General features: G+C 37.2%; 17 protein-coding genes and 2 pseudogenes. 14 read left to right on the top strand and 5 right to left on the bottom strand.

Annotated elements, in window-relative coordinates; translation table 11 throughout:
- The first annotated feature begins 290 nt into the window (after positions 1-290).
- The 3 genes and pseudogenes from B3P17_RS15055 to B3P17_RS15045 form a co-directional block, all read left to right on the top strand.
- On the top strand, positions 291-1,481 hold the full coding sequence (locus B3P17_RS15055) for a DUF418 domain-containing protein (protein ID WP_252636530.1): 1,191 nt from the start codon (positions 291-293) through the stop codon (positions 1,479-1,481).
- Positions 1,482-1,767: 286 nt separating this feature from the next.
- Positions 1,768-3,186 carry a Gfo/Idh/MocA family oxidoreductase gene (locus B3P17_RS15050; RefSeq protein ID WP_252636529.1) on the top strand — a complete coding sequence of 473 codons (1,419 nt, stop codon included), beginning with the start codon at positions 1,768-1,770 and terminating at the stop codon, positions 3,184-3,186.
- Between the two features lie 102 nt (positions 3,187-3,288).
- Positions 3,289-3,927, top strand: a pseudogene (locus B3P17_RS15045) (3-keto-disaccharide hydrolase); the annotation flags it as partial.
- A 176-nt stretch (positions 3,928-4,103) separates the two neighbouring features.
- Here B3P17_RS15045 and B3P17_RS15040 read toward each other — a convergent pair.
- Both B3P17_RS15040 and B3P17_RS15035 read right to left on the bottom strand, forming a co-directional pair.
- Complete coding sequence (locus B3P17_RS15040; RefSeq protein WP_291106134.1) at positions 4,104-5,555, bottom strand: amino acid permease; 1,452 nt, start codon at positions 5,553-5,555, stop codon at positions 4,104-4,106.
- A 162-nt stretch (positions 5,556-5,717) separates the two neighbouring features.
- Positions 5,718-7,169 (bottom strand): amino acid permease, encoded by a 1,452-nt coding sequence (locus B3P17_RS15035; RefSeq protein ID WP_291106131.1) that lies wholly within the window; start codon positions 7,167-7,169, stop codon positions 5,718-5,720.
- Between the two features lie 280 nt (positions 7,170-7,449).
- Here B3P17_RS15035 and proC point away from each other — a divergent pair, with 280 nt between their 5' ends.
- From proC to B3P17_RS14985, 10 genes are all read left to right on the top strand, one after another.
- On the top strand, positions 7,450-8,235 hold the full coding sequence (gene proC, locus B3P17_RS15030) for a pyrroline-5-carboxylate reductase (RefSeq protein WP_252636526.1): 786 nt from the start codon (positions 7,450-7,452) through the stop codon (positions 8,233-8,235).
- 306 nt (positions 8,236-8,541) lie between these two features.
- Positions 8,542-10,269, top strand: coding sequence for a single-stranded-DNA-specific exonuclease RecJ (gene recJ, locus B3P17_RS15025; RefSeq protein WP_252636525.1), 1,728 nt, complete (start codon positions 8,542-8,544; stop codon positions 10,267-10,269).
- A 19-nt stretch (positions 10,270-10,288) separates the two neighbouring features.
- On the top strand, positions 10,289-11,086 hold the full coding sequence (locus tag B3P17_RS15020) for an MBL fold metallo-hydrolase (protein WP_252636524.1): 798 nt from the start codon (positions 10,289-10,291) through the stop codon (positions 11,084-11,086).
- Between the two features lie 88 nt (positions 11,087-11,174).
- Positions 11,175-13,079 (top strand): RecQ family ATP-dependent DNA helicase, encoded by a 1,905-nt coding sequence (locus tag B3P17_RS15015; RefSeq protein ID WP_252636523.1) that lies wholly within the window; start codon positions 11,175-11,177, stop codon positions 13,077-13,079.
- A gap of 76 nt (positions 13,080-13,155) precedes the next feature.
- Complete coding sequence (locus B3P17_RS15010; protein ID WP_252636522.1) at positions 13,156-13,623, top strand: DUF4870 domain-containing protein; 468 nt, start codon at positions 13,156-13,158, stop codon at positions 13,621-13,623.
- 5 nt (positions 13,624-13,628) lie between these two features.
- Positions 13,629-14,345: a 1-(5-phosphoribosyl)-5-[(5-phosphoribosylamino)methylideneamino]imidazole-4-carboxamide isomerase gene (hisA, locus tag B3P17_RS15005; RefSeq protein ID WP_252636521.1), complete on the top strand. Its 717-nt coding sequence runs from the start codon at positions 13,629-13,631 to the stop codon at positions 14,343-14,345.
- 14 nt (positions 14,346-14,359) lie between these two features.
- Positions 14,360-15,112: an imidazole glycerol phosphate synthase subunit HisF gene (hisF, locus tag B3P17_RS15000; RefSeq protein WP_252636520.1), complete on the top strand. Its 753-nt coding sequence runs from the start codon at positions 14,360-14,362 to the stop codon at positions 15,110-15,112.
- A complete protein-coding gene (hisIE, locus tag B3P17_RS14995) occupies positions 15,109-15,705 on the top strand; it encodes a bifunctional phosphoribosyl-AMP cyclohydrolase/phosphoribosyl-ATP diphosphatase HisIE (protein WP_252636519.1) in 597 nt (198 codons plus the stop codon). Before hisF ends, hisIE begins: the two co-directional genes overlap by 4 nt.
- A 61-nt stretch (positions 15,706-15,766) precedes the next feature.
- Positions 15,767-16,462, top strand: coding sequence for a cell division ATP-binding protein FtsE (locus tag B3P17_RS14990; RefSeq protein WP_006842636.1), 696 nt, complete (start codon positions 15,767-15,769; stop codon positions 16,460-16,462).
- Positions 16,463-16,480: 18 nt separating this feature from the next.
- Entirely contained in the window at positions 16,481-17,008 is a 528-nt protein-coding gene (locus tag B3P17_RS14985) for a GNAT family N-acetyltransferase (RefSeq protein ID WP_291106120.1), read from the top strand.
- 73 nt (positions 17,009-17,081) lie between these two features.
- Here B3P17_RS14985 and B3P17_RS14975 read toward each other — a convergent pair.
- Positions 17,082-19,414, bottom strand: a pseudogene (locus B3P17_RS14975) (family 20 glycosylhydrolase).
- Between the two features lie 162 nt (positions 19,415-19,576).
- Here B3P17_RS14975 and B3P17_RS14970 point away from each other — a divergent pair.
- Complete coding sequence (locus B3P17_RS14970; RefSeq protein ID WP_252636516.1) at positions 19,577-19,813, top strand: YecH family metal-binding protein; 237 nt, start codon at positions 19,577-19,579, stop codon at positions 19,811-19,813.
- Positions 19,814-19,865: 52 nt separating this feature from the next.
- On the opposite strand, the gene B3P17_RS14965 is transcribed toward B3P17_RS14970, so the two are convergent.
- Positions 19,866-20,654 (bottom strand): glycosyltransferase, encoded by a 789-nt coding sequence (locus B3P17_RS14965; protein ID WP_252636515.1) that lies wholly within the window; start codon positions 20,652-20,654, stop codon positions 19,866-19,868.
- Entirely contained in the window at positions 20,644-21,339 is a 696-nt protein-coding gene (locus B3P17_RS14960) for a PIG-L deacetylase family protein (RefSeq protein WP_252636514.1), read from the bottom strand. Before B3P17_RS14960 ends, B3P17_RS14965 begins: the two co-directional genes overlap by 11 nt.
- Between the last annotated feature and the right edge of the window lie 130 nt (positions 21,340-21,469).

Genomic DNA, 21,469 nt, shown 5'->3' with positions numbered 1-21,469 from the left:
TATTGATAATTCTTTTTTCTCACTGAGTTGTTTATTATTAAACTCTAAACTCTAATCATTTGTTTTGGCAATACAATCTTCTCTGCATATTAGAAAGGTTATAAAGCACAACTTCTAAAAGCTATCGATTTTAATAATGAGTATAAATTAGCAAATGATACTATACTATAACAAATGTAGGGAAATAAAGATTGGAATTAAATATATTGTGCCTGTTAGGTTACATAAAAGGTTTATGTTAGATTTGCATCTCAAAATAGAAGAGTATCTTAACATTTAAATCTTAAAAAATGCCCGTATCTACTACTCTAATCAGTAATAATCGTATTGAGATCGCAGATGTATTGCGCGGTTTCGCTGTAATGGGAATTACCCTTATTCACTTTATTGAACGTTTTAGTCTCTATAGTTTTCCGGAGGAAACATCAAATTTTATGATGTTTATCGATAGAATAATTTGGGATAGTATATTTTTTACTTTTTCCGGTAAGGCTTATTGTATTTTTGCATTACTTTTTGGCTTCAGTTTTTTTATTCAAGACAATTCACAAAAAGAAAAAGGAAAAGATTTTCGTGGACGGTTTGCTTGGCGATTAGTATTGCTGTTTTTTATAGCGTGTATCAATTCTACTTTATTTCCTGGTGAAATATTAGTACTCTATGCTTTACTCGGTTATGTGCTGATAGCAGTTTGTCGTTTTTCTACTCGTATGGTAATGGCTATAGCTATTGTTCTTCTTCTGCAACCTTTTGAATGGGGACAAATAATATATGCTCTCTTCAATCCCGAATATACCGGGATTAATGCTCAGTTAGACGCTCCATATTGGGAGATAGTCAATGTAGCTCAGAAAGAAGGGTCTTTCTTCGAAATGTGCAAAACAGCTATATGGACAGGTAATATTGCCAATATGGGGTGGATGTTATTACATGGGAGGGTTACACAAACAGCAGGACTATTTATGATTGGTATGTTAATAGGACGAGGTAAAGTATTTCTCTATTCCGAGAAAAATATAAGATTATGGATTAAAATATTTATCGTAGCAGTCATAGCATTTTTTCCAATTTATGGCTTGATTGCTACTCTTCCTGAATTTGTAAGTCGAGATGCACTGCTTGTTCCTTCTATCCTTATACTTAAATCTCTTTCGAATCTTGCTTTCACGGGAATATTGTTTGCCGGAGTAATACTTGTTTATTATTTGACAAAGTTTAAAAATGTTCTTCACCAATTAGCACCTTATGGACGTATGAGTTTGACAAACTACCTGTCGCAGTCTTTGATCGGTGGTTTTTTGTTTTACAATTGGGGATTAGGTCTTTATAAATACACAGGTATTACTGTATGTTTCTTGATGGGTATCGGAATATTCCTTATTCAGTTTTTCTTTTGTCATTGGTGGCTTCGTTCTCATCGTCATGGGCCATTGGAATGGCTGTGGAAACAAGCAACCTGGATTAAAATAGCAAAAGAATAGCTTCTTTAACATCTTTATGAATCAATGTTTAGATAACACTTATTGTTAACTTTAATAAAATAGTAGGGCGATATGTAGTTTGTAGCTGAATAAAGATTCTATGTTATAAAACATAAAAAATAAGGTTGTAAGCCTGTTTTTTTATATTGCTGTATATTAGTTATTTATAGATATTTTGTGGCTGTGTGTTCGCACACACGTTTTGATTTTAATAAATATATGCCTTATTTTGTATAGCTCATATTTATATAACACTTGGAGACTATTAAAACTAAATATATAATACATGGTAACACGCAGAAATTTCTTAAAAACCGCTGCAATGACCTCTGCCGGTATTGCTGTAGGCACAATGAACCCATTGAATGCAGCAAGTTATAGCAGAGTAGCGGGAGCAAATCGCAAGGTGAATATTGCTTATATAGGTATAGGTAATAGAGGCGAACAGATAATCGATGACTTTGAAAAAACGGGCTTGGTGAATGTCGTTGCTCTATGTGATGTAGATATGGGCGCGAAGCATACCCAAAAAGTGATGGGCAAATATCCTAAAGCAAAGCAGTTTAAAGACTTTAGGGTGATGTTCGACAAAATAGCAAACGAGTTTGAAGCTGTTGCTATCGCTACACCGGATCATTCACATTTCCCGATCACAATGTTGGCTATGGCTAACGGTAAGCATGTGTATGTCGAGAAACCAATGGCTCGCACTTTCTATGAGGCAGAATTGATGATGAAAGCTGCTCGTAAATATCCGAATGTAGTGACTCAGGTGGGAAATCAAGGGCACTCCGAAGCTAATTATTTTCAATTCAAAGCTTGGCAGGAAGCAGGTATCATAAAGGATGTAACCTCTATAGTGGCTCATATGAATAATCCTCGCAGATGGCATACGTGGGACACCAATATTTATAAGCTGCCTGAGGCGCAACCTATTCCGTCGACACTAGACTGGATGACTTGGAATTGTGCTGTTCCGTACCATGACTATAACGAAAAATATCATTATGGAGAATGGCGTTGCTGGTACGATTTTGGTATGGGGGCTTTAGGAGACTGGGGTGCTCATATCTTGGATACTGTACATGAGTTTCTGGATCTAGGATTACCTTATGAAATTAATCCGGTGAAATTGACAGGACACAATGACTATTTCTTCCCAACATCCTCTACAATTCAGTTTAAATTTGGTCCAAGAGGTGAAATGCCGGCTTGTGATATAACATGGTACGATGGCGTGAATAACCTTCCTCCAATCCCTGAAGGATATGGAGAGTCGGCTCTTGATCCTAATATTCCGGCATCCGGAGCAGGTGAAATAAAGAAAACGTCTCTAAATCCGGGAAAGATTATTTATAGTAAAGATTTGATTTTCAAAGGAGCTTCACATGGTACTACACTTTCTATCATACCGGAAAGCAAGGCTAGGGATATGGCTTCTAAATTACCGGAAGTACCGAAGAGCCCTTCAAATCATTTCGCAAACTTCTTGCTAGCATGTACAGGAGTAGAAAAGACTCGTTCTCCGTTTGAAATTCATGGACCATTAAGTCAGGTTTTCTCTTTAGGAGTAATGGCTCAACGCTTGAATACGAAATTTTATTTCGACAGTAGAACAAAACAAATAACAAATAATGCGTTTGCCAACGCAATGCTGACCGGAATTCCTCCGCGCAAAGATTGGGAACAATATTATAAAATATAAAATCAGATATCATACATGAAGAAATATATATTAGCGGTTGCTATAAGTTTATTTACGATGTCTCTGTTTGCTCAAGATAATGTATTGACCGAACAAGAAACAAGAGATGGGTGGAAATTATTGTGGGATGGTAAAACAACAGAAGGATGGAAAGGAGCCCGAATTAGTACTTTCCCATCTAAGGGTTGGGTAATAGATAATGGTATTTTGAAAGTACTGAAAAGCGGTGGCGGCGAGTCGGCGAATGGCGGCGATATTGTAACTACCCGTAAGTATAAGAATTTTATACTGAAAGTAGATTTTAAAATTACAGAAGGAGCAAACAGTGGAATAAAGTATTTTGTAAACCCAGATTTAAATAAAGGCGAGGGTTCTGCTATTGGTTGTGAGTTCCAGATACTTGATGATGAAAAACACCCGGATGCAAAATTGGGAGTAAAAGGGAATAGAACATTAGGTTCGTTGTATGATCTGATTCCGGCATCGGCAGATAAACCTTTTATCAAGAGTGGTTTTAATACTGCGACTGTTGTAGTTATTGACAATAAAGTTCAACATTGGTTGAATGGCGTTAAAATTGTTGAGTATGAGCGTAACAATCAGATGTGGAATGCATTGGTTGCTTACAGTAAATACGCAAACTGGCCTAACTTTGGAAATGCAGCGGAAGGCAATATTTTACTACAGGATCATGGTGATGAAGTGTGGTTTAAAAATGTAAAAATTAAGGAACTGAAGTAACAAACCTACTAATTATAAAGATTAAAGAGGTTGTGCCGAAAATATTTTTTATCATCTGTCAAGTTTGAATGAAGTGAAACATCTCGTATCTCAATAGCCGAGATTCTCCATTACACTAAAAAAGACAAGACGGATAATGATAAAAGTATTTTACTTTTGGTACAACCTCTTTTGTATTATTTCTTATTGAGTTTACTATGCTTAATTCCGTAGGTGAAGTAAATAACAAAACCTATAACCATCCATACTATCAACCTGAGCCAAGTATCCAAAGGCAAGGCAAGCATCTGCGACAGACATATTAAAACGCCTAATATAGGAACAAGAGGAACAAGAGGAGTTTTGAATGGACGCTCTACATCCGGACGTGTTTTGCGTAGAATTATTATTGATATACATACCAGCGTGAAAGCCATTAAAGTTCCAATAGACACAAGCTCTCCGAGTACATTTATCGGCAGAAGCCCTGCTATAAGACCAACAGCAATACAGGTTACAATCGTTGAATTGTGAGGTGTACTATATTTAGGATGTACTTTCGAAAAGAATTTAGGAAGTAAGCCATCTCTAGATATCGTATAGAATATACGTGATTGGGCAAGCATCATAACCAAAACAACAGAGCTTAATCCTGCTATGGCACCTATTTTGATTGGCATACGCAGCCATACAAGACCTTCTCCCGCATTGTCTATAGCCAGAGCGATGGGAGCAGGGACGCTCAATTCTTTGTAATTTACTATTCCCGTTAACACAACCGTGACGGCAATGTATAAGATAGTACATATAAGTAACGATAGCAGTATTCCTTTGGGCATATCTTTCTGAGGGTTTTTGGCTTCTTGCGCAGTTGTTGATACTGCATCAAATCCGATGTAAGCAAAGAAGATAACTCCTGCACCACGAAATATTCCGCTCCAACCATAATGACCAAATTCGCCTGTATTTTGAGGAATGTAAGGTGTCCAGTTGGCAGTGTCTATAAATGATAGCCCAAAACCTATAAATAATAGTATAACAACAACTTTAACGACAACTACAATGTTATTTAACGTAGCAGACTGACTTATTCCCCGAATCAACAGTACAGACATAACTGCCACAACAAACATAGCCGGGAAGTTTATAATGCTACCGGTTGTAATCCAACCTCCGGCGGAGGTGTGATCGAATGGAGCTAGGCGCATATTCATTGGTATATGCAATCCGAAGTCGTCGAGGAAACTCACAAAATAGCCCGACCACCCAACAGCTACAGTTCCGGCCGTAAACAGATACTCGAGTATTAGATCCCAGCCTATAAACCAGGCAAAGAATTCTCCTAATGTAGAGTAGCTGTAAGAATAGGCACTTCCTGCCACGGGAATCATGGATGCAAACTCCGCATAACAAAGTCCGGCCATTGCGCATCCCAATGCAGAAATGATGAAAGAAATTGTCAGGGCAGGGCCAGCATAATTTGCAGCGGCAGTTCCTGTAAGAACGAATATTCCGGTACCGATGATCGCTCCTATGCCTAAGGCTATTAAATGCCTGACTGATAAGGTCCTTTTCAATCCACCCTTTTCTTGGAGGGAATCTTTGAGAATGGATGCAATATCCTTCTTGCGGAGTAGTTGTTCTTTCATTAAGTTGTTATATTTTATGTGTGTTGACAAAAATAATAACTTTTTGAACTATTTTGTATTAGTTGCGTGTCAAAATGATTTTAAAACTCAAAATTAAATTTCTTAAAGATCTGTATTGGTAACTAAGAGTGATTGTACGAATGACTCCTTCTGCACAATGCCTTATTTATTATTCAGCTTACTATGCTTAATGCCATAAGTGAAATATATAATGAATCCTAAAATAGTCCAGCCAATCATTCTTTCCCATGTGCTCCAAGGTAGAGATACCATTTGTACGATACATATAGCAGCACCTAAGAGTGGAACAAATGGAACAAGTGGAGTTTTGAATGGACGCTTTAGGTCTGGCTGTGTTTTACGTAGTATAACAATTGATATACAAACTATAGTGAATGCCATTAACGTGCCGATTGATACCAGTTCGCTGAGTACATGCAATGGAAATAGACCTGCTATTAACCCTGTTACAATACTGGCGAATATGGTTGCATTATGAGGAACGCCATGTTTCGGACTTACTTTAGAGAAGACACTTGGTAATAAACCATCTTTTGAAATAGCATAATATATTCGTGATTGTCCTAACATCATAACTAAGATTACGGAACTAAGTCCGGCAATAGCTCCAAACTTGATAAAGGGGCTCAGCCATGCCAAACCTTCACCTGCACGGTCGATCGCTAACGCGATGGGTGCATCTACGTTGAGGTCTTTATAATTTACGATTCCTGTCAATACTGTTGTTACACCAATATAAAGAACAGCACAGATAAGTAATGATATAAGGATACCTTTTGGCATATCTTTTTGAGGATTACGTGCCTCTCCAGCTGCTGTAGACAAGGCATCAAAACCTAAATATGCATAAAAAACAACAGCAGCCCCACGAAGGATTCCTGTCCATCCGAAGTTTCCATACCCTCCTGTATTTTCAGGGATATATGGTACCCAGTTGCTTGTGTCGATATATGATAAACCAAAACCTATGAATAATAGAATAACACCGACTTTTATAACTACAATCACATTGTTGACAAGAGCTGACTGCTTTATGCCTCCAATAAGAAATGCGGAAACTATGGCTACGATAAATACAGCAGGAAAATTGATGATTTTCCCTGTCCACACCCAGCTTCCGTCTTTCAGGTGATCGAAAGTGGCCCCTGCTATTTGCTCAGGGAAATGTATCCCCCATTCATTTAATAAACTGAGCATGTAGCCCGACCATCCCACAGCAACGCTGGAGCATGCGAAAAGGTATTCAAGAACTAAAATCCAACCTACAAACCAAGCTAATACTTCACCCATTGTAGTATAGCTGTAGGAATACACTCCTCCTGATACCGGTATCATTGCAGCAAACTCAGCATAGCATAAACCAGCCATAACACATCCCAGTGCTGATATAACAAAAGAAATCGTTAGAGCCGGACCCGCATACATTGAAGCTGCCTGACCGGTAATGACAAAAATACCTGTGCCTACAATGGCTCCAATTCCTAAGGTTATAAGGTTGGTCGCAGTCAGACTTCTTCTAAGCCCTTCTTTGTTTTCTGAAGGCTCTCCAAGTATAACCGAAATGTCTTTTTTCTTGAATAATCTATCGAGCATAATTTAGAATTTGTGCAAAAGTAAGGAAAATGAAATAATTATCTTGTTATTGGAGGTGTTTTAGATAAAAAAGAAATATTTTTTGATAATTTTACGTTTTAGTGGCATCCATCGAACAAGAAAAGTAGAATACTAAAATAGTAAATATTAATTTAGGAATTAATTATCACTAAAGAATCTTGATAAAGGTTGACTTGTTCTATAATTTTCATAAGTGAGATATATAACTAGAAAGAAGATTATAAAGACTATATAAAGAAACACTATAATAAATAAGTATATGAAAATATCGATTATAGGCGGCGGAAACATGGGTGGAGCTATTGCTCGAGGATTGTCTACCGGCTTACTTTTTAAAGCTCAGGATATAACGGTCATTACGAAAACTTCGGCTTCGGCAACTCGGATGAAAGACTCGGCAGAACGCTTAAATGTAGTCGCCAGTGAATACGATTCATTAGATACAGCCGATATTGTAATTGTTGCAGTTAAACCATGGCTTATAGAGGAAGTATTGTTACAAAACAAAGATAGATTGAAAAATCCAGCTCAGATATTGGTGTCTGTTGCTTCCGGTATTTCATTAGAGCAGTTAGCGAGTTGGTCGGTAGTCGGGAAAAGCATCTTTCGGGTGATGCCAAACACAGCGATTGCCGAAAAACAAAGTATGACTTTTGTTTCTACTCTGAATGCTCAAAAAGAAGATATAACACAGATTGTAGATATATTTAATGAATTAGGAAAAACAGAATTAATCGATGAAAAGCTATTGCCTGCAGCAACGTCTTTGGCATCGTGCGGTATAGCCTATGCGTTTCGTTATATTAGAGCGGCGATGGAAGGTGGTGTGGAGATGGGGTTGTATCCAAATCAGGCTAAAGAAATAGTGATGCAGACGTTGTTGGGTGCAGTGAAGCTGCTTGAGGCAAATGGCTCCCATCCCGAAGCCGAGATTGATAAGGTAACCACTGCCGGAGGTATAACAATAAAGGGACTTAATGAAATGGAGCATGCGGGGTTTACGTCATCGGTTATCAAAGGATTGAAAGCAAGTAATGTAAAGTAATATATGCTCCGAATGATATAGAGTCTTACTAAAAATAGTAAGACTTTTTTTATACATATAAATCGATCGATAGCCTGATTGTATTTGTGTTTTGTGCATAGATTATTCTATCATAATAAAAAATAAAAAGTAAAATCGGCGATACTGATTTCACTTATATATATTATCTTTACGAATTCGTACTAGGCTACTTTTCGATATAAATAGCCGTACTAAGAGATTGGCAAAAGGGCATATTGTTGTCATATTTAACAAAAAAATGCTAGCCTATCTCTCTTGAGACAGAAGAAAGAAAAACTATATATAATGATTTACAAATGGAATTACGAAGCCCTAACAACCCAGCAAAAAGAGCAGAGAGATGAGCTTGCTAAGAAATTAGGCATAAGCCCTGTTCTTTGCCAACTCTTGATTCAGAGAGGGATATCTTCTGCCGAAGAGGCCCGTAAGTTCTTTCATCCTAGTTTGAGAGACTTGCATGACCCCTTCTTGTTGCCTGATATGGATAAGGCTATAAAGAGAATAGAAAAGGCACTGGGACAAAAACAACGTATACTTATATACGGAGATTACGATGTAGACGGAACAACTGCGGTTGCTCTTGTGTACAAGTTTCTTCGGAAGTTTACTACCAATCTGGATTATTATATTCCCGACCGTTACGATGAAGGTTATGGGATATCCGAACAAGGTATAGACTATGCAGAGGAAACAGGCGTTAAGTTGATCATTGCGCTCGACTGCGGCATAAAAGCAAATGAAAAGATAGACTATGCTAAAAGCAAGGGGATCGATTTTATCATTGGTGATCACCACATGCCCGATGATGTCTTGCCCGATGCGGTAGCTGTAATAGATGCCAAACGTTTAGACTCTACCTATCCTTACGAACATCTTTCGGGATGCGGAGTCGGCTTTAAGCTTGTGCAGGCATTGGCTCAGAGTAATAAAATAGATTTTTCAGAAATTACAGATTTGCTAGATCTGGTAGCTGTAAGTGTGGCATCCGATATTGTACCTATTACAGGAGAAAATAGGGTACTTACCTATTTTGGATTGAAACAGATAAACTCCAATCCCAGTTTAGGACTTAAAGGTATAATTGATATTTGCGGTTTAACATATAAGAATATTACAGTTAATGATATAATTTTCAAAATCGGACCACGCATCAATGCTTCGGGTCGTATGATGAAAGGAAAAGAGGCTGTAGATTTACTTTTGTCGAGCACGATCGAAGATGCTCGTGAGAAAAGTATGAATATAGACCATTATAATGATGATCGCCGCGAGCTCGATAAACGAATTACAGAAGAAGCAATACAGTTTATCGATGAAAATGTAGATATGAAAGAGAAGAAAAGTATCGTTATCTACAATGAAACATGGCACAAGGGTGTTATCGGCATTGTCGCTTCACGTTTGACTGAAAAATATTTACGACCTGCTGTTGTTCTTACCAAGTCTCAAGGGTTAATTACAGGTTCTGCCCGTTCGGTAATGGGTTTTGACGTTTACAAGGCGATTGAAGCCTGCAAAGATATTTTAGAAAACTTTGGAGGACATACCTATGCTGCCGGATTATCATTGAAAGAAGAAAATTTAAAGGAATTCAAAAGCCGTTTCGAAGCCCTATCTCTCGAAATGATTGCTCCCGAGATGATGCGTCCTCAGATACGTGTCGATGCTGAACTCTCGTTTAAGGAAATAAATCAGAAGTTTACTGAAGATTTAGCTGCTTTTGCTCCTTTTGGTCCTGAAAACCTGAATCCTATATTTGTTACGTGCAATGTAATGGATTATGGTACAAGCAAATTGGTGGGAAAAGATAATGTTCATCTCAAGCTTGAAATGATAGACGATACAATGTCGACACCTGTAAATGGAATTGCTTTCAGACAACAGGATAGTTCAGATAAGGTTAAAAGTGGTAAGCCTTTTGATATATGTTATACATTGGAAGAAAATACGCATAACGGCAAGACTAATATTCAGCTTTATGTGAAAGATATTGATACCGGACAATTTTGCTAACTTCAAAATTATTAAGCTTATGAGGAAATCATTATTATCAATATTCGTATTAACTACAGTTTTATTCGTTTCTTGTGGTAATAAATCTACAGCAAATTCATCTGTAGCATCAACCGATTCATTAAGTATGAATACTCAACCTGAATATATTAAAGCGGATGTGTATGAAACCAGTGCCGGGCCTTTGAAAGTGACTCTCGTGGGTCATGCCTCACTTATGTTCGAGTTTGGAGGGAAAATAATACATGTAGATCCGTACTCAAAAGTTGCAGACTATTCGAAGTTGCCTAAGGCCGATCTGATACTGCTCACTCACGAGCACGGAGATCATCTCGATAGTACAGCTATTGCTGCCGTGAAAAGGGCTGATACACATTTTATTGTATCTAAGGTATGTAATGAAATCCTTAAATATGGTGATGTAATCAATAATGGTGATCATGTTCACTGGGCTAATCTGCATATAGATGCTGTGCCTGCATATAACATTGTGAATAAAAAGCCGGATGGAGAAGTCTATCATCCAAAAGGTAGAGGAAACGGATACATTATAGCATTCGGAGATAAAAGAGTATATGTAGCAGGAGATACCGAAAATATCCCTGAAATGGATAAGTTGAAAGGTACGATAGATATCGCTTTCTTACCCAAAAATCTTCCTTATACAATGAATGACGACATGTTTGTTGATGCTGCTAAAAAAGTACAGCCGAAAGTTCTTTACCCTTATCACATGTCAGAATTTGATCAGGAAAAAATAGGTAAATCCTTGGATGGTACTAATATAAAATTAGAGATTCGTCCAATGAAAAACTAATATAGGAATAAACTGAATTTAATGTGCCAATATGCCAATATTATAATCAAATTGGGATGTTGGCATATTTATTAATAGGTTTTTTAGAATGGATATATATAACAAAATATTAAAGCAATATTGGGGTTACGATGAGTTTCGTCCATTACAGGAAGATATTATCCATTCCGTTAGCCAAGGGAAAGATACATTGGGGCTTATGCCTACAGGAGGAGGGAAATCTCTAACTTTTCAGGTTCCGGCAATGGCTATGGAGGGTATTTGCATCGTTGTTACCCCTCTTATTGCATTGATGAAAGACCAGGTGGATAATCTTCGTGAAAGAGGAATTAAAGCCTTGGCTGTATATTCGGGAATGACTCGCCAGGAGATTATTACTACACTCGAGAATGCTGTATTTGGTGATTATAAGTTTCTATATGTATCACCTGAAAGGCTTGCCTCGCAACTTTTCCTGAGTAAGCTTCAACATATGAATGTCTGCTTACTTGTAGTCGATGAATCGCATTGTATCTCTCAATGGGGGTACGATTTCCGCCCGTCTTATCTGCGCATCGTAGAGATACGTCAGCATATAGCCGAAGTGGCAGTGTTGGCTCTCACTGCGACTGCAACCGCTGATGTGATAGATGATATCCAAGAGCAGCTTCACTTTAAGGGAAAAAATGTATTCCGAAAAAGTTTCGAGCGTAAGAATTTGGCATATATCGTTCGTAGCACAGAGGGAAAACAAGAAGAGTTAGTTCGAATTCTCGAAAAAATAAGAGGGTCTACTATTGTATATGTGCGTAGCAGGCAGCGGACGAAAGAGATATCTGATTTCTTAATTAAAAATGGTTTTTCATCCGATTTCTATCATGCCGGATTGAATGCTTCGGATAAAATACGCAAGCAAAATGCATGGAAGAATAATGAGATCAGAATAATAGTTTGTACAAATGCTTTTGGAATGGGAATAGATAAGCCCGATGTCCGCTTGGTAGTACATACCGATCTACCTAATTCTATCGAAGAATATTTTCAGGAAGCGGGACGTGGAGGGCGTGATGGAGAAAAGTCTTATGCGGTTATATTGTACGATAGAAATGATAGTGCTAAACTCAAAAAGCGCATAAGAGATGAATTTCCTGAAAGGGAGTTTATCTTTCAGGTATATCAATCTTTAGCTTATTTTTTTCAAATAGCTGAAGGTTATGGAACAGGTATGATTTATGATTTTAATATCCATCAATTCTGTTCGGTGTATAAGTTGCCAATACTGCCTGTACATAATGCTTTAAAAATTCTTGATCTTGCCGGTTATATTGAATATACGGATGAAGTAGATAATCGTTCTAGGCTCATGTTTACTGTTTACCGAGACGATTTATACCATTATAATTTTGATAAGGAGTATGAGCAATTGGTAAACACAATATTGCGACTTTATACCGGACTTTTTACTAATTATGCAACTATAAATGAGGCTGAGATTGCTTTAAGGATGGATAAGTCGCGGAATGCAGTTTATGAGATGCTCAAGGTGCTAGATAAAAGAAATATTATTGATTTTATACCTCATAAAAAAACTCCTTTGATTGCTTATACCCAACCTCGTATAGATGTTAAGTATCTTAATATTCCCCGAATAGTGAACGAAGATCGTAGATTTCGCTTCGAGAAACGCATAGAGGCGATTAGTCATTATGCAGAACAAAATGAAATATGTCGAAGTCGTATTTTGCTCTCTTATTTTGGCGAAAAGAAAATAAATGATTGCGGGCAGTGTGATATATGCTTGGCTAAGAATGGTTCGGGGCTAAATAATAAGACGTTTAATGAAATAGCTCAGGCTGTAAAATGTTTGATAAAGAGTGATTTATTTTCTGTGGATCATGTTGTCAGTTCATTGTCTGAATATAATCAAAAAGACATCTTGGATACCATTCGCTTTTTAGTTGATCGTGGTGAATTGGAAATGATATCAGGTAAAGTACGTGTAATAAACGCCTAACACTTATCTTATAACTTACAACTTTATATTATCTTTACAGGATTATCGTTTTACTTTAAAAAAACGTCATTTTGTTATGGATAAATATGAGGATTTGAGAATATTGGAAGATCTAAGATCGAAGGGAGCCATATCAGAAGAAGAATATCAAAGAGAAAAGGATAAAATCCTGAATTCCTCTTTTAGTGGCCAAACCAGAAATTCACTCGGGATGGAAGAAAACACATACTTGATGTTGATGCACCTTTCCCAGTTTGCAGGGTTCATTATTGCCGGATTGGGTTTTGTTATCCCAATTGTGATGTGGCTGGTTAATGCGGATAAGAGTGAGGCTGTAAGTAGGCATGGTAAGAATATCGCCAACTTTATGTTGAGTATGCTTATCTATATAGTTATATCAATCATACTTTGCCTCGTACTTATTGGTATACCTATGCTTATCGCTTTAGGAATAATTGAGATTGTGTTTATTATTATTGCTGCCGTAAAAGCCAATAATGGAGAGTATTGGAAATATCCTCTAAGTATACCGTTTTTTACCTGATATAAATGATAGAAATAATTCCGGCTATAGATCTAATTGATGGGAAGTGTGTACGACTTTCGCAAGGAGACTATGAAGCCAAAAAAGTATATAATGAAGATCCCTTGGAGGTTGCCAAAATGTTTGAAGGTGCCGGTATTCGGCGTTTACACTTGGTAGACCTTGATGGAGCTAAAGCAAAACATATAGTCAATCAATCAGTATTGGAGAAAATTGCATCCAACACATCCCTTATCATTGATTTTGGAGGAGGTGTGCAAAGTGATGAGGATATTGAAATTGCTTTTAATTCGGGTGCATCAATGGTTACCGGAGGCAGCATTGCTGTCAGAAATAAGGAGCTTTTTACTTCTTGGATAACCAGATATGGAGTAGATAAGATTATACTTGGTGCCGATTGTAAAGATCATAAGATTGCCGTGTCGGGTTGGCAGGAAGCAACCTCAGTTGAGGTAATTCCTTTTATCTGCGATTATAACCAAAAAGGTATATCGAAAGTTGTTTGTACCGATATTAGCAAAGATGGTATGCTGCAAGGCCCATCGATTGATTTGTATAAGGATATATTAAATGTTTTTCCGAATTTGTATCTCATTGCTAGTGGTGGTGTAAGTTGTTTTCAGGATATACTTGATTTAGAAAAATCAGGAGTGCCAGCTGTTATTTTAGGGAAGGCTATTTATGAGAATAGAGTTACGCTAAAAGAATTGAGTAGGAGATAAAATAAAAAGAATACATGTTAGCAAAAAGAATTATACCTTGTCTTGATGTAAAAGATGGGAAAACTGTAAAAGGAACGAACTTTGTCAATCTCAGAGAAGCCGGAGATCCTGTCGAATTGGGAGTACGTTATAGTGAGCAAGGAGCCGATGAATTAGTCTTTCTTGATATCACAGCATCGCACGAAGAGCGTAAAACTTTTATAGACCTTGTTAAGCGTATTGCTGCAAATATTAATATCCCATTTACTATAGGAGGCGGTATCAATGAGCTTTCTGACGTAGACAGACTTTTGAATGCGGGTGCTGATAAGATTTCGGTAAATTCGACGGCTATCAGAAATCCGAAAATAATAGAAGAGATCGCCAAAAACTTTGGTTCTCAGGTGTGTGTGTGTGCGATAGATGCCAGCCTCAAAGATGGAATATGGTCTTGCTATACAAGTGGAGGACGGAACAAGACAGATAAAGAACTCTTCTCGTGGGCAAAGGAAGTTGAAAGTTTAGGAGCAGGAGAGATCCTATTCACTAGTATGGATCACGATGGAGTGAAGACCGGCTATGCGAATGAAGCTTTGCGCATGTTATCCGAAACATTAAATATCCCGATCATAGCATCCGGAGGCGCAGGAAATATGCAACATTTTCGGGATGTCTTTGTCGAAGGTAAAGCCGATGCAGCACTTGCTGCTAGTGTTTTTCACTTTGGGGAGATTGCGATAAAAGATTTGAAAGAGTATTTGAAAAAAGAAAATATAAATGTAAGATGAAACTTGATTTCGATAAAGTGGGCGGACTTATCCCTGCAATTATACAAGACAATGTAACAAACAAAGTCCTAATGTTGGGCTACATGAATGAAGAGGCTCTGAATAAAACTCAGGAGACTGGGAAAGTTACATTTTTCAGCCGTACGAAACAGCGTCTGTGGACAAAAGGGGAGGAGAGTGGTAACTTTCTTAATGTGATTAGTATAAAAGACGATTGCGATCACGATACACTACTCATTAAGGTAGACCCTGTTGGTCCTGTGTGCCATACAGGGGCTGATACCTGCTTTGAAGAGGACAATAAAGAAGATATTCTTTTCTTTAAATATCTACAGCATTTTATAGAGAAACGTTACAAAGAAATGCCGGAAGGCTCATATACCACATCTCTTTTTCAATCGGGAATAAACCGCATGGCTCAGAAAGTGGGAGAAGAGGCTTTAGAATCTGTAATAGAAGCATGTAATGGTACTGATGATCGTCTGATTTATGAATCTGCCGATATGCTTTATCACTTGATTGTTTTGCTTACATCCAAAGGATTGAGCATCGAAGATTTAGCTAGAGAGCTTCAAAAGAGGCATAAGAAATAAAACACGTAGACTGTGAGCAAATAGTATCTGCTAATTGTTTAACTGTTGAAATAGAGTAATTATGGATACAGAAAAAGATATAATTGTAAAATACGAAGGTGTTGATCTCGAGCGAGCTGGCAACACAATATTAAGTGATATTAATCTGACTATCAGAGAAGGAGATTTTGTGTATCTGATTGGCAAGGTTGGTTCAGGAAAAAGTACTCTTCTCAAAAGTATGTATCATGAGATACCTTTAGTTAGAGGTACAGGAAAAGTTTTGGACTATGAGTTGGAAAATATCAAAAAGAAACAAATCCCTTACTTGAGAAGAAAAGTAGGTATTGTTTTTCAGGATTTTCAATTATTGATCGACCGGTCGGCAGAAAAGAATCTTGAATTTGTATTGCGGGCTACCGGATGGAAAAACAAAGATTTAATAAGTCTACGGATTAATGAAGTACTGACTCAGGTTGGTATGCAAAATAAAGGCTATAAAATGCCCCATGAACTTTCGGGTGGAGAACAACAAAGAATTGTTATTGCTCGTGCTTTACTCAACTCACCGGAGGTTATATTAGCTGACGAACCAACCGGAAACTTAGATCCTGAGATGGGGGGGCAGATTGTTCAATTACTTCATACTATAGCAGGAAATGGTACGGCTGTAGTCATGTCGACGCATAATTATGCCGTTGTACAAAAATATCCCGGACGTATCGTAAAATGCGAGGACGGTTACTTGAAAGAAGTAAAAACCAGCCAAGGGAATTAATAAAAATAACACAAGAAAATGGAGATTAAGGAATTAGATATATCAAATCATGCGGAGGTTTCGTTTATAGAAAATCTTTATATCGAATCTTTTCCTCTTAGCGAACGACGCCCTTTCGAGAAAATGCTCGATTTGCATAAAGGTGAAAGTCCATTTGTTATATCTGTAACGATAGAAGACGGTAAATTAGTTGGTTTTCTCACATATTGGGACTTAGATAAATTTATTTTTGCAGAACACTTTGCTATTTCACCCGACTTCCGAAATGGAGGTTACGGACGTAAAGTAATGGAATTGTTTATGCAAACATCTAGGCCTATAATTCTTGAAGTAGAACTTCCTGCAACCATATTATCCGAGCGCCGTATCGGCTTTTATCAGCGTTTAGGGTTCAGATTGTGGGAGAATGTACAATATCAGCAACCGGCTTATCATAATGATGGGAATGCCATTCCGATGAAACTAATGTCTTACGGAGATATTGATATTGAGCGTAACTTGGTAGATATTCGCAGTAAAATATATAGTGTTGTGTATAACTGTTGAAACAAATATATTCTATATAAAAAACAAAGAAGCAATCTGATCAGATTGCTTCTTTGTTTTTCATTACATTTTCTTATTCAATGATTATCTCGTCAACAAATACGAATGAGGGACTTCCTTTCCCTACATGCCAGTCTGGGATTGACTTGGTAACTTTTGCTGTTATTTTTACATAGCGAGCTTTCTGTGTTGGGAATTTAGCGACCAAATCCTGCACTCTATCACTCGGGCTCTCTTTATCTACTATTGGATATTTTTCTTCGAATACTTGTTTGAAAGATTCTCCATCTTCAGAAAGAGATACAATATACTCTGTTGCTCCAAAAATCCACGATCCCGGACTAACAAAAGTCCCCGTAGTAACTNNATTTCTGTCGGTTCTTTCATGTCGATAGTTGCAACGAAGTCTGTATTATAAAAGCCGAGCCATTCTCCATTCGCATGAGAGGTGCCGCCTCTTTTTCCATTTACCAACGTGATTGCTCCGTTGTAAGTATAATTTTTGTGAGGGGCATTCTCCAGTTTGATGTTTTTGAATGTGGCTTTATTGAACTCAAAAGATTCGCTGTATTCTTTGCTTTGTTCCTTGTCTCTGAATGCTATAGCCTTTATGGTTGCTGTTGAACTAATCTCGATAGGGTGTTGATATTTTATACTCTTAGTCGATGGCGTACTACCATCTAGAGTATAGTATATAGGAGCGTTATCATAGGTGAAAAGTTTTACATTTACTACACCTTTGTCTGCATCTTGAATAATCTCGGAACTAATGTCTACTACATGCGTTGCAAAGTTGTAATCCAGCTTTTTATATAGGTTCATCAATTTGCCAAGGCGAGGCAGGAAAAATTCATAGTTTTTCTTTTCCGGCATTGTCCATTGCACTTCGCTTAATGCCGCAGCTCTAGGCAATACCATATATTCTGCCTGTTTAGAGTCTACTACATACTCTGTCCATAAGTTAGCCTGAGTACCTATTATATATTTGCTTTCTTCCGCTGTAAGTTCACTAGGAACAGGTTCGAAGCTATATACTTTCTTTACAGAAACAAACCCTCCGAAAGCAAGAGGTTCTCCCGTTGTGTCATCTGTCTGATAATAATCGAAATATAAATGAGATGTAGGAGTCATCACTGCTTCGTGTTTCATTTTTGCAGCAGATGCACCGCCTTCCATGCCTCTCCACGACATAACTTTAGCATTCGGAGCTAATCCTCCTTCGAGTATTTCGTCCCAACCGATGATTTCACGTCCTTTACTATTCAAGAATTTCTCCATACGAGATATTACATAGCTTTGTAGCATGTCTTCTTTCGTATGTTTTGTATCTCCTTTAAGTCCTAATTCTTTAATTTTAGCCTGACATTTAAGACATTCCTTCCATCTCACTTTAGGACATTCATCACCACCTACATGTATAAGTTTAGATGGGAATAGCTCTATAAGCTCAGAATATACATTCTCTAGGAAAGTGTATATCTCTTCATTACCGGCGCATAGCACATCGTCAAATACACCCCAAGATTCACCCACCTTATATGGGCCTCCTGTACAACCAAGATTAGGATAGGCTGATAATGCAGCCAACATATGGCCAGGAAGGTCTATTTCCGGAACAATGGTTATAAAACGTTTCTGAGCATACGCTACTATCTCTTTTATTTGCTCTTGTGTATAATAACCACCATAAGGTTTTCCGTCATACTTAGCAGAGTTTCTTCCGATAACAGTCTGAGCACGTTGAGACCCTACCTTGGTGAGTTCGGGATATTTTTTTATCTCTATTCTCCATCCCTGATCATCAGTAAGGTGCCAGTGAAAACGGTTCATGTTGTGCAGAGCTAAAATATCTATATATTTTTTTATAAACTCTACAGGAAACATATGGCGACCTACGTCAAGCATCATTCCTCGGTATTCGAAACGTGGGTAATCCTTTATTTCTACAGCCGGAAAGAGAATTGTACTGTTTGATGCATCTTCGGGGATCGATTTTCTTAATGTTTGTACTCCGTAAAATGTTCCGGCATTGTCTTTCCCGTTAATGATTATCTGTTTGCTGTTTACAATAAGACTGTATGATTCAGGCTTCTCTGCCTGATAATCAGCTTTGAGTGTAATCGAGTTTTCAGATACTTTTTTATCTGTTACTTTTAGGCTCAAACCTGTACTCAATTTGAGGTACTCGGACAGAAATTCGGCTGTTTGCTTTTGTATCTCATCGCCTTTCGAATAACTAATCTGAGTATTACTATTTAACGTGAAACTTTCATTTCCCGCCAAAGTTATACTTTGAGGTAATGGGATAACTTCGTAATTAGCCTTTAGTGGAATTTTGTTCTCGCATCCGGCTAATGTAGCGGTTACAAGTAAAAAATAACAAATGGTTTTAAGGGTTTTTCTCATGAACTTTTTTGATTTTAGATTTGAACACATAAAGATACAATAAAATAGAAAACTAAATAAAAATATTTTTTAAGTAAAGAGGAATACCTGTGTAACATATGTTACGTTCTTTCTGATTGTTTACTCCTTATCTTTGTGTGGAAAACTAAGAATAAGATAATTATGGAACAATTGCATGCTCATGAAGTACTTCATATGATGGAAGGAAATAATTACACGGAGTCTTCTTTAAAGGAGGCCATTATTGAACAATTTGGTAAAGATCAAAAGTTTTATGCTTGTTCTGCAGAAGATATGAATATTGATGAATTAATAGTGTTTCTTAAGAATAAAGGAAAATTTATGCCTTCAAATGATAATGGATTTACGGTAGATGTAAGTAAAGTTTGTAGTCATTAGTATAAATTGAAGAATAGAGCATATCCAATAGAAAAATAANNCCGTTATTTTGTCACTTTTTATTCCGATTGATAAGGCGAGTTCTTACTGCGGGATATGCATCCATAATATTATTCATATTCTTGTCATTGAGTTTTTTCCCTTGTGTGTTGTCATACATCAAAGCCTCAGTCTGAGACTCTTCTATGACTGTTATTTTCTCAGAGCTTCCTGCAGGAGCAGTTTTTGTCCCATTAAGAATTGCCATTGCACAAAACCATAGGTCATCAGTTGTTGGACAAAGATCCATAAATATATCATCGCGGAAAACGTCTGGATGTAAAGAATGCGGCGGAAATAAAGTGCCACCACCTGTTGTCGCTAGATTTCTAAATTTTGGTTTGCCTCCGTACAAAAATAATCGCCATTTTTTACATCGCTTCCATGTTTTATATTCTCCAATATCACCATTTTTAGAGGTTATTAACCGAATACGGCATCCGCAAATAGCATGTGGGTACTTCTGGTGTTTCTTTATTAATCTTTCAATTATATTGGGTGGATACAAAATATCATCATCGAATGTAACAATATTATCATCCGGAAACTCTTTTAATGCCGGAATCAATTTTTTAAATGATTTGATATCGCGTGCCCACCACCGGACTTCAAATTTTCCATTTTTTGCCAAATCAGTTAATGTTTGTGGCAATTGTCGATCTGGAAACTGTTCATCGGCCAGATACAAAATAACTTTATCCAGTGATACCGATTGATTTAAAATAGTTTCAATTACACGGTGAACAGTCGTTATCCTAGCCGGATAAGATGTTAATGATCCTATTAGTTTTTTATTTCCCATCTATAAAAGTAATATCGTTAAACCGTTCATAAGGCTTGCCTGCATGTATACGTTCTTTCATATAATAGTGGGCCGTTCTTTCTTTCCAATTTCTGCGAAATAGTTTTCGTAGGGTTTTCTTATACATCAACATTGCATCTAATTTTTCAGAAATTTCATTCTTTGTTAAATACACGTATGGATAATCGGCTGTCAATGGCGATTCCGTCTGTTCAATATCATAATAGAATTCTTCGTAGAAATAAACACGTCTATCGAGATCCTGAACTGCGATATTCACGATACGGTGATCTATATGATTGCCGAGTCCTGCCGGAGCAATCAATATATCATCAGGCTTTGTATTTATCAGAATATAATCCCGGATCTTTTCAATCAAATCATACTCTGTAACTTCTACTGTGAACAACTTTTTCTTCGCCTGCTTCATCAGTTTTCTCATCCCTTTTCTGTATACAACATCCAGAAACGGGGCATTTTTCACACTGCATTTTAAAGCCTTGGCTGCACTCTTGTTTTCAGATTGTCTATGTAATACATAATATGCATATTTGGGATGATACCATGGTATCGCTGTCATAATGGTCATTATGCAACATTCTTCTCCAGATTCAACGAGTCTGTTTATAACACCTCCGGCCGACCCTATGGCATCGTCAAAATGTGGAGATATAAATACATACATCTATCTATTCCGATTTATGATTAATACTTTCAATATTTATTTACTGTAACAAAAACAAAGTTAGCAGATATATTCTTTCAACCTTATAATATTTATATAGATTAATTTGAAGGGTACGAAAAATACATGT

Origin of the sequence: Dysgonomonas sp. UBA7630 (genome assembly GCF_002483985.1) — a bacterium.
GTDB lineage: Bacteria > Bacteroidota > Bacteroidia > Bacteroidales > Dysgonomonadaceae > Dysgonomonas.
This window is presented reverse-complemented; position numbering and strand designations above follow the sequence as displayed.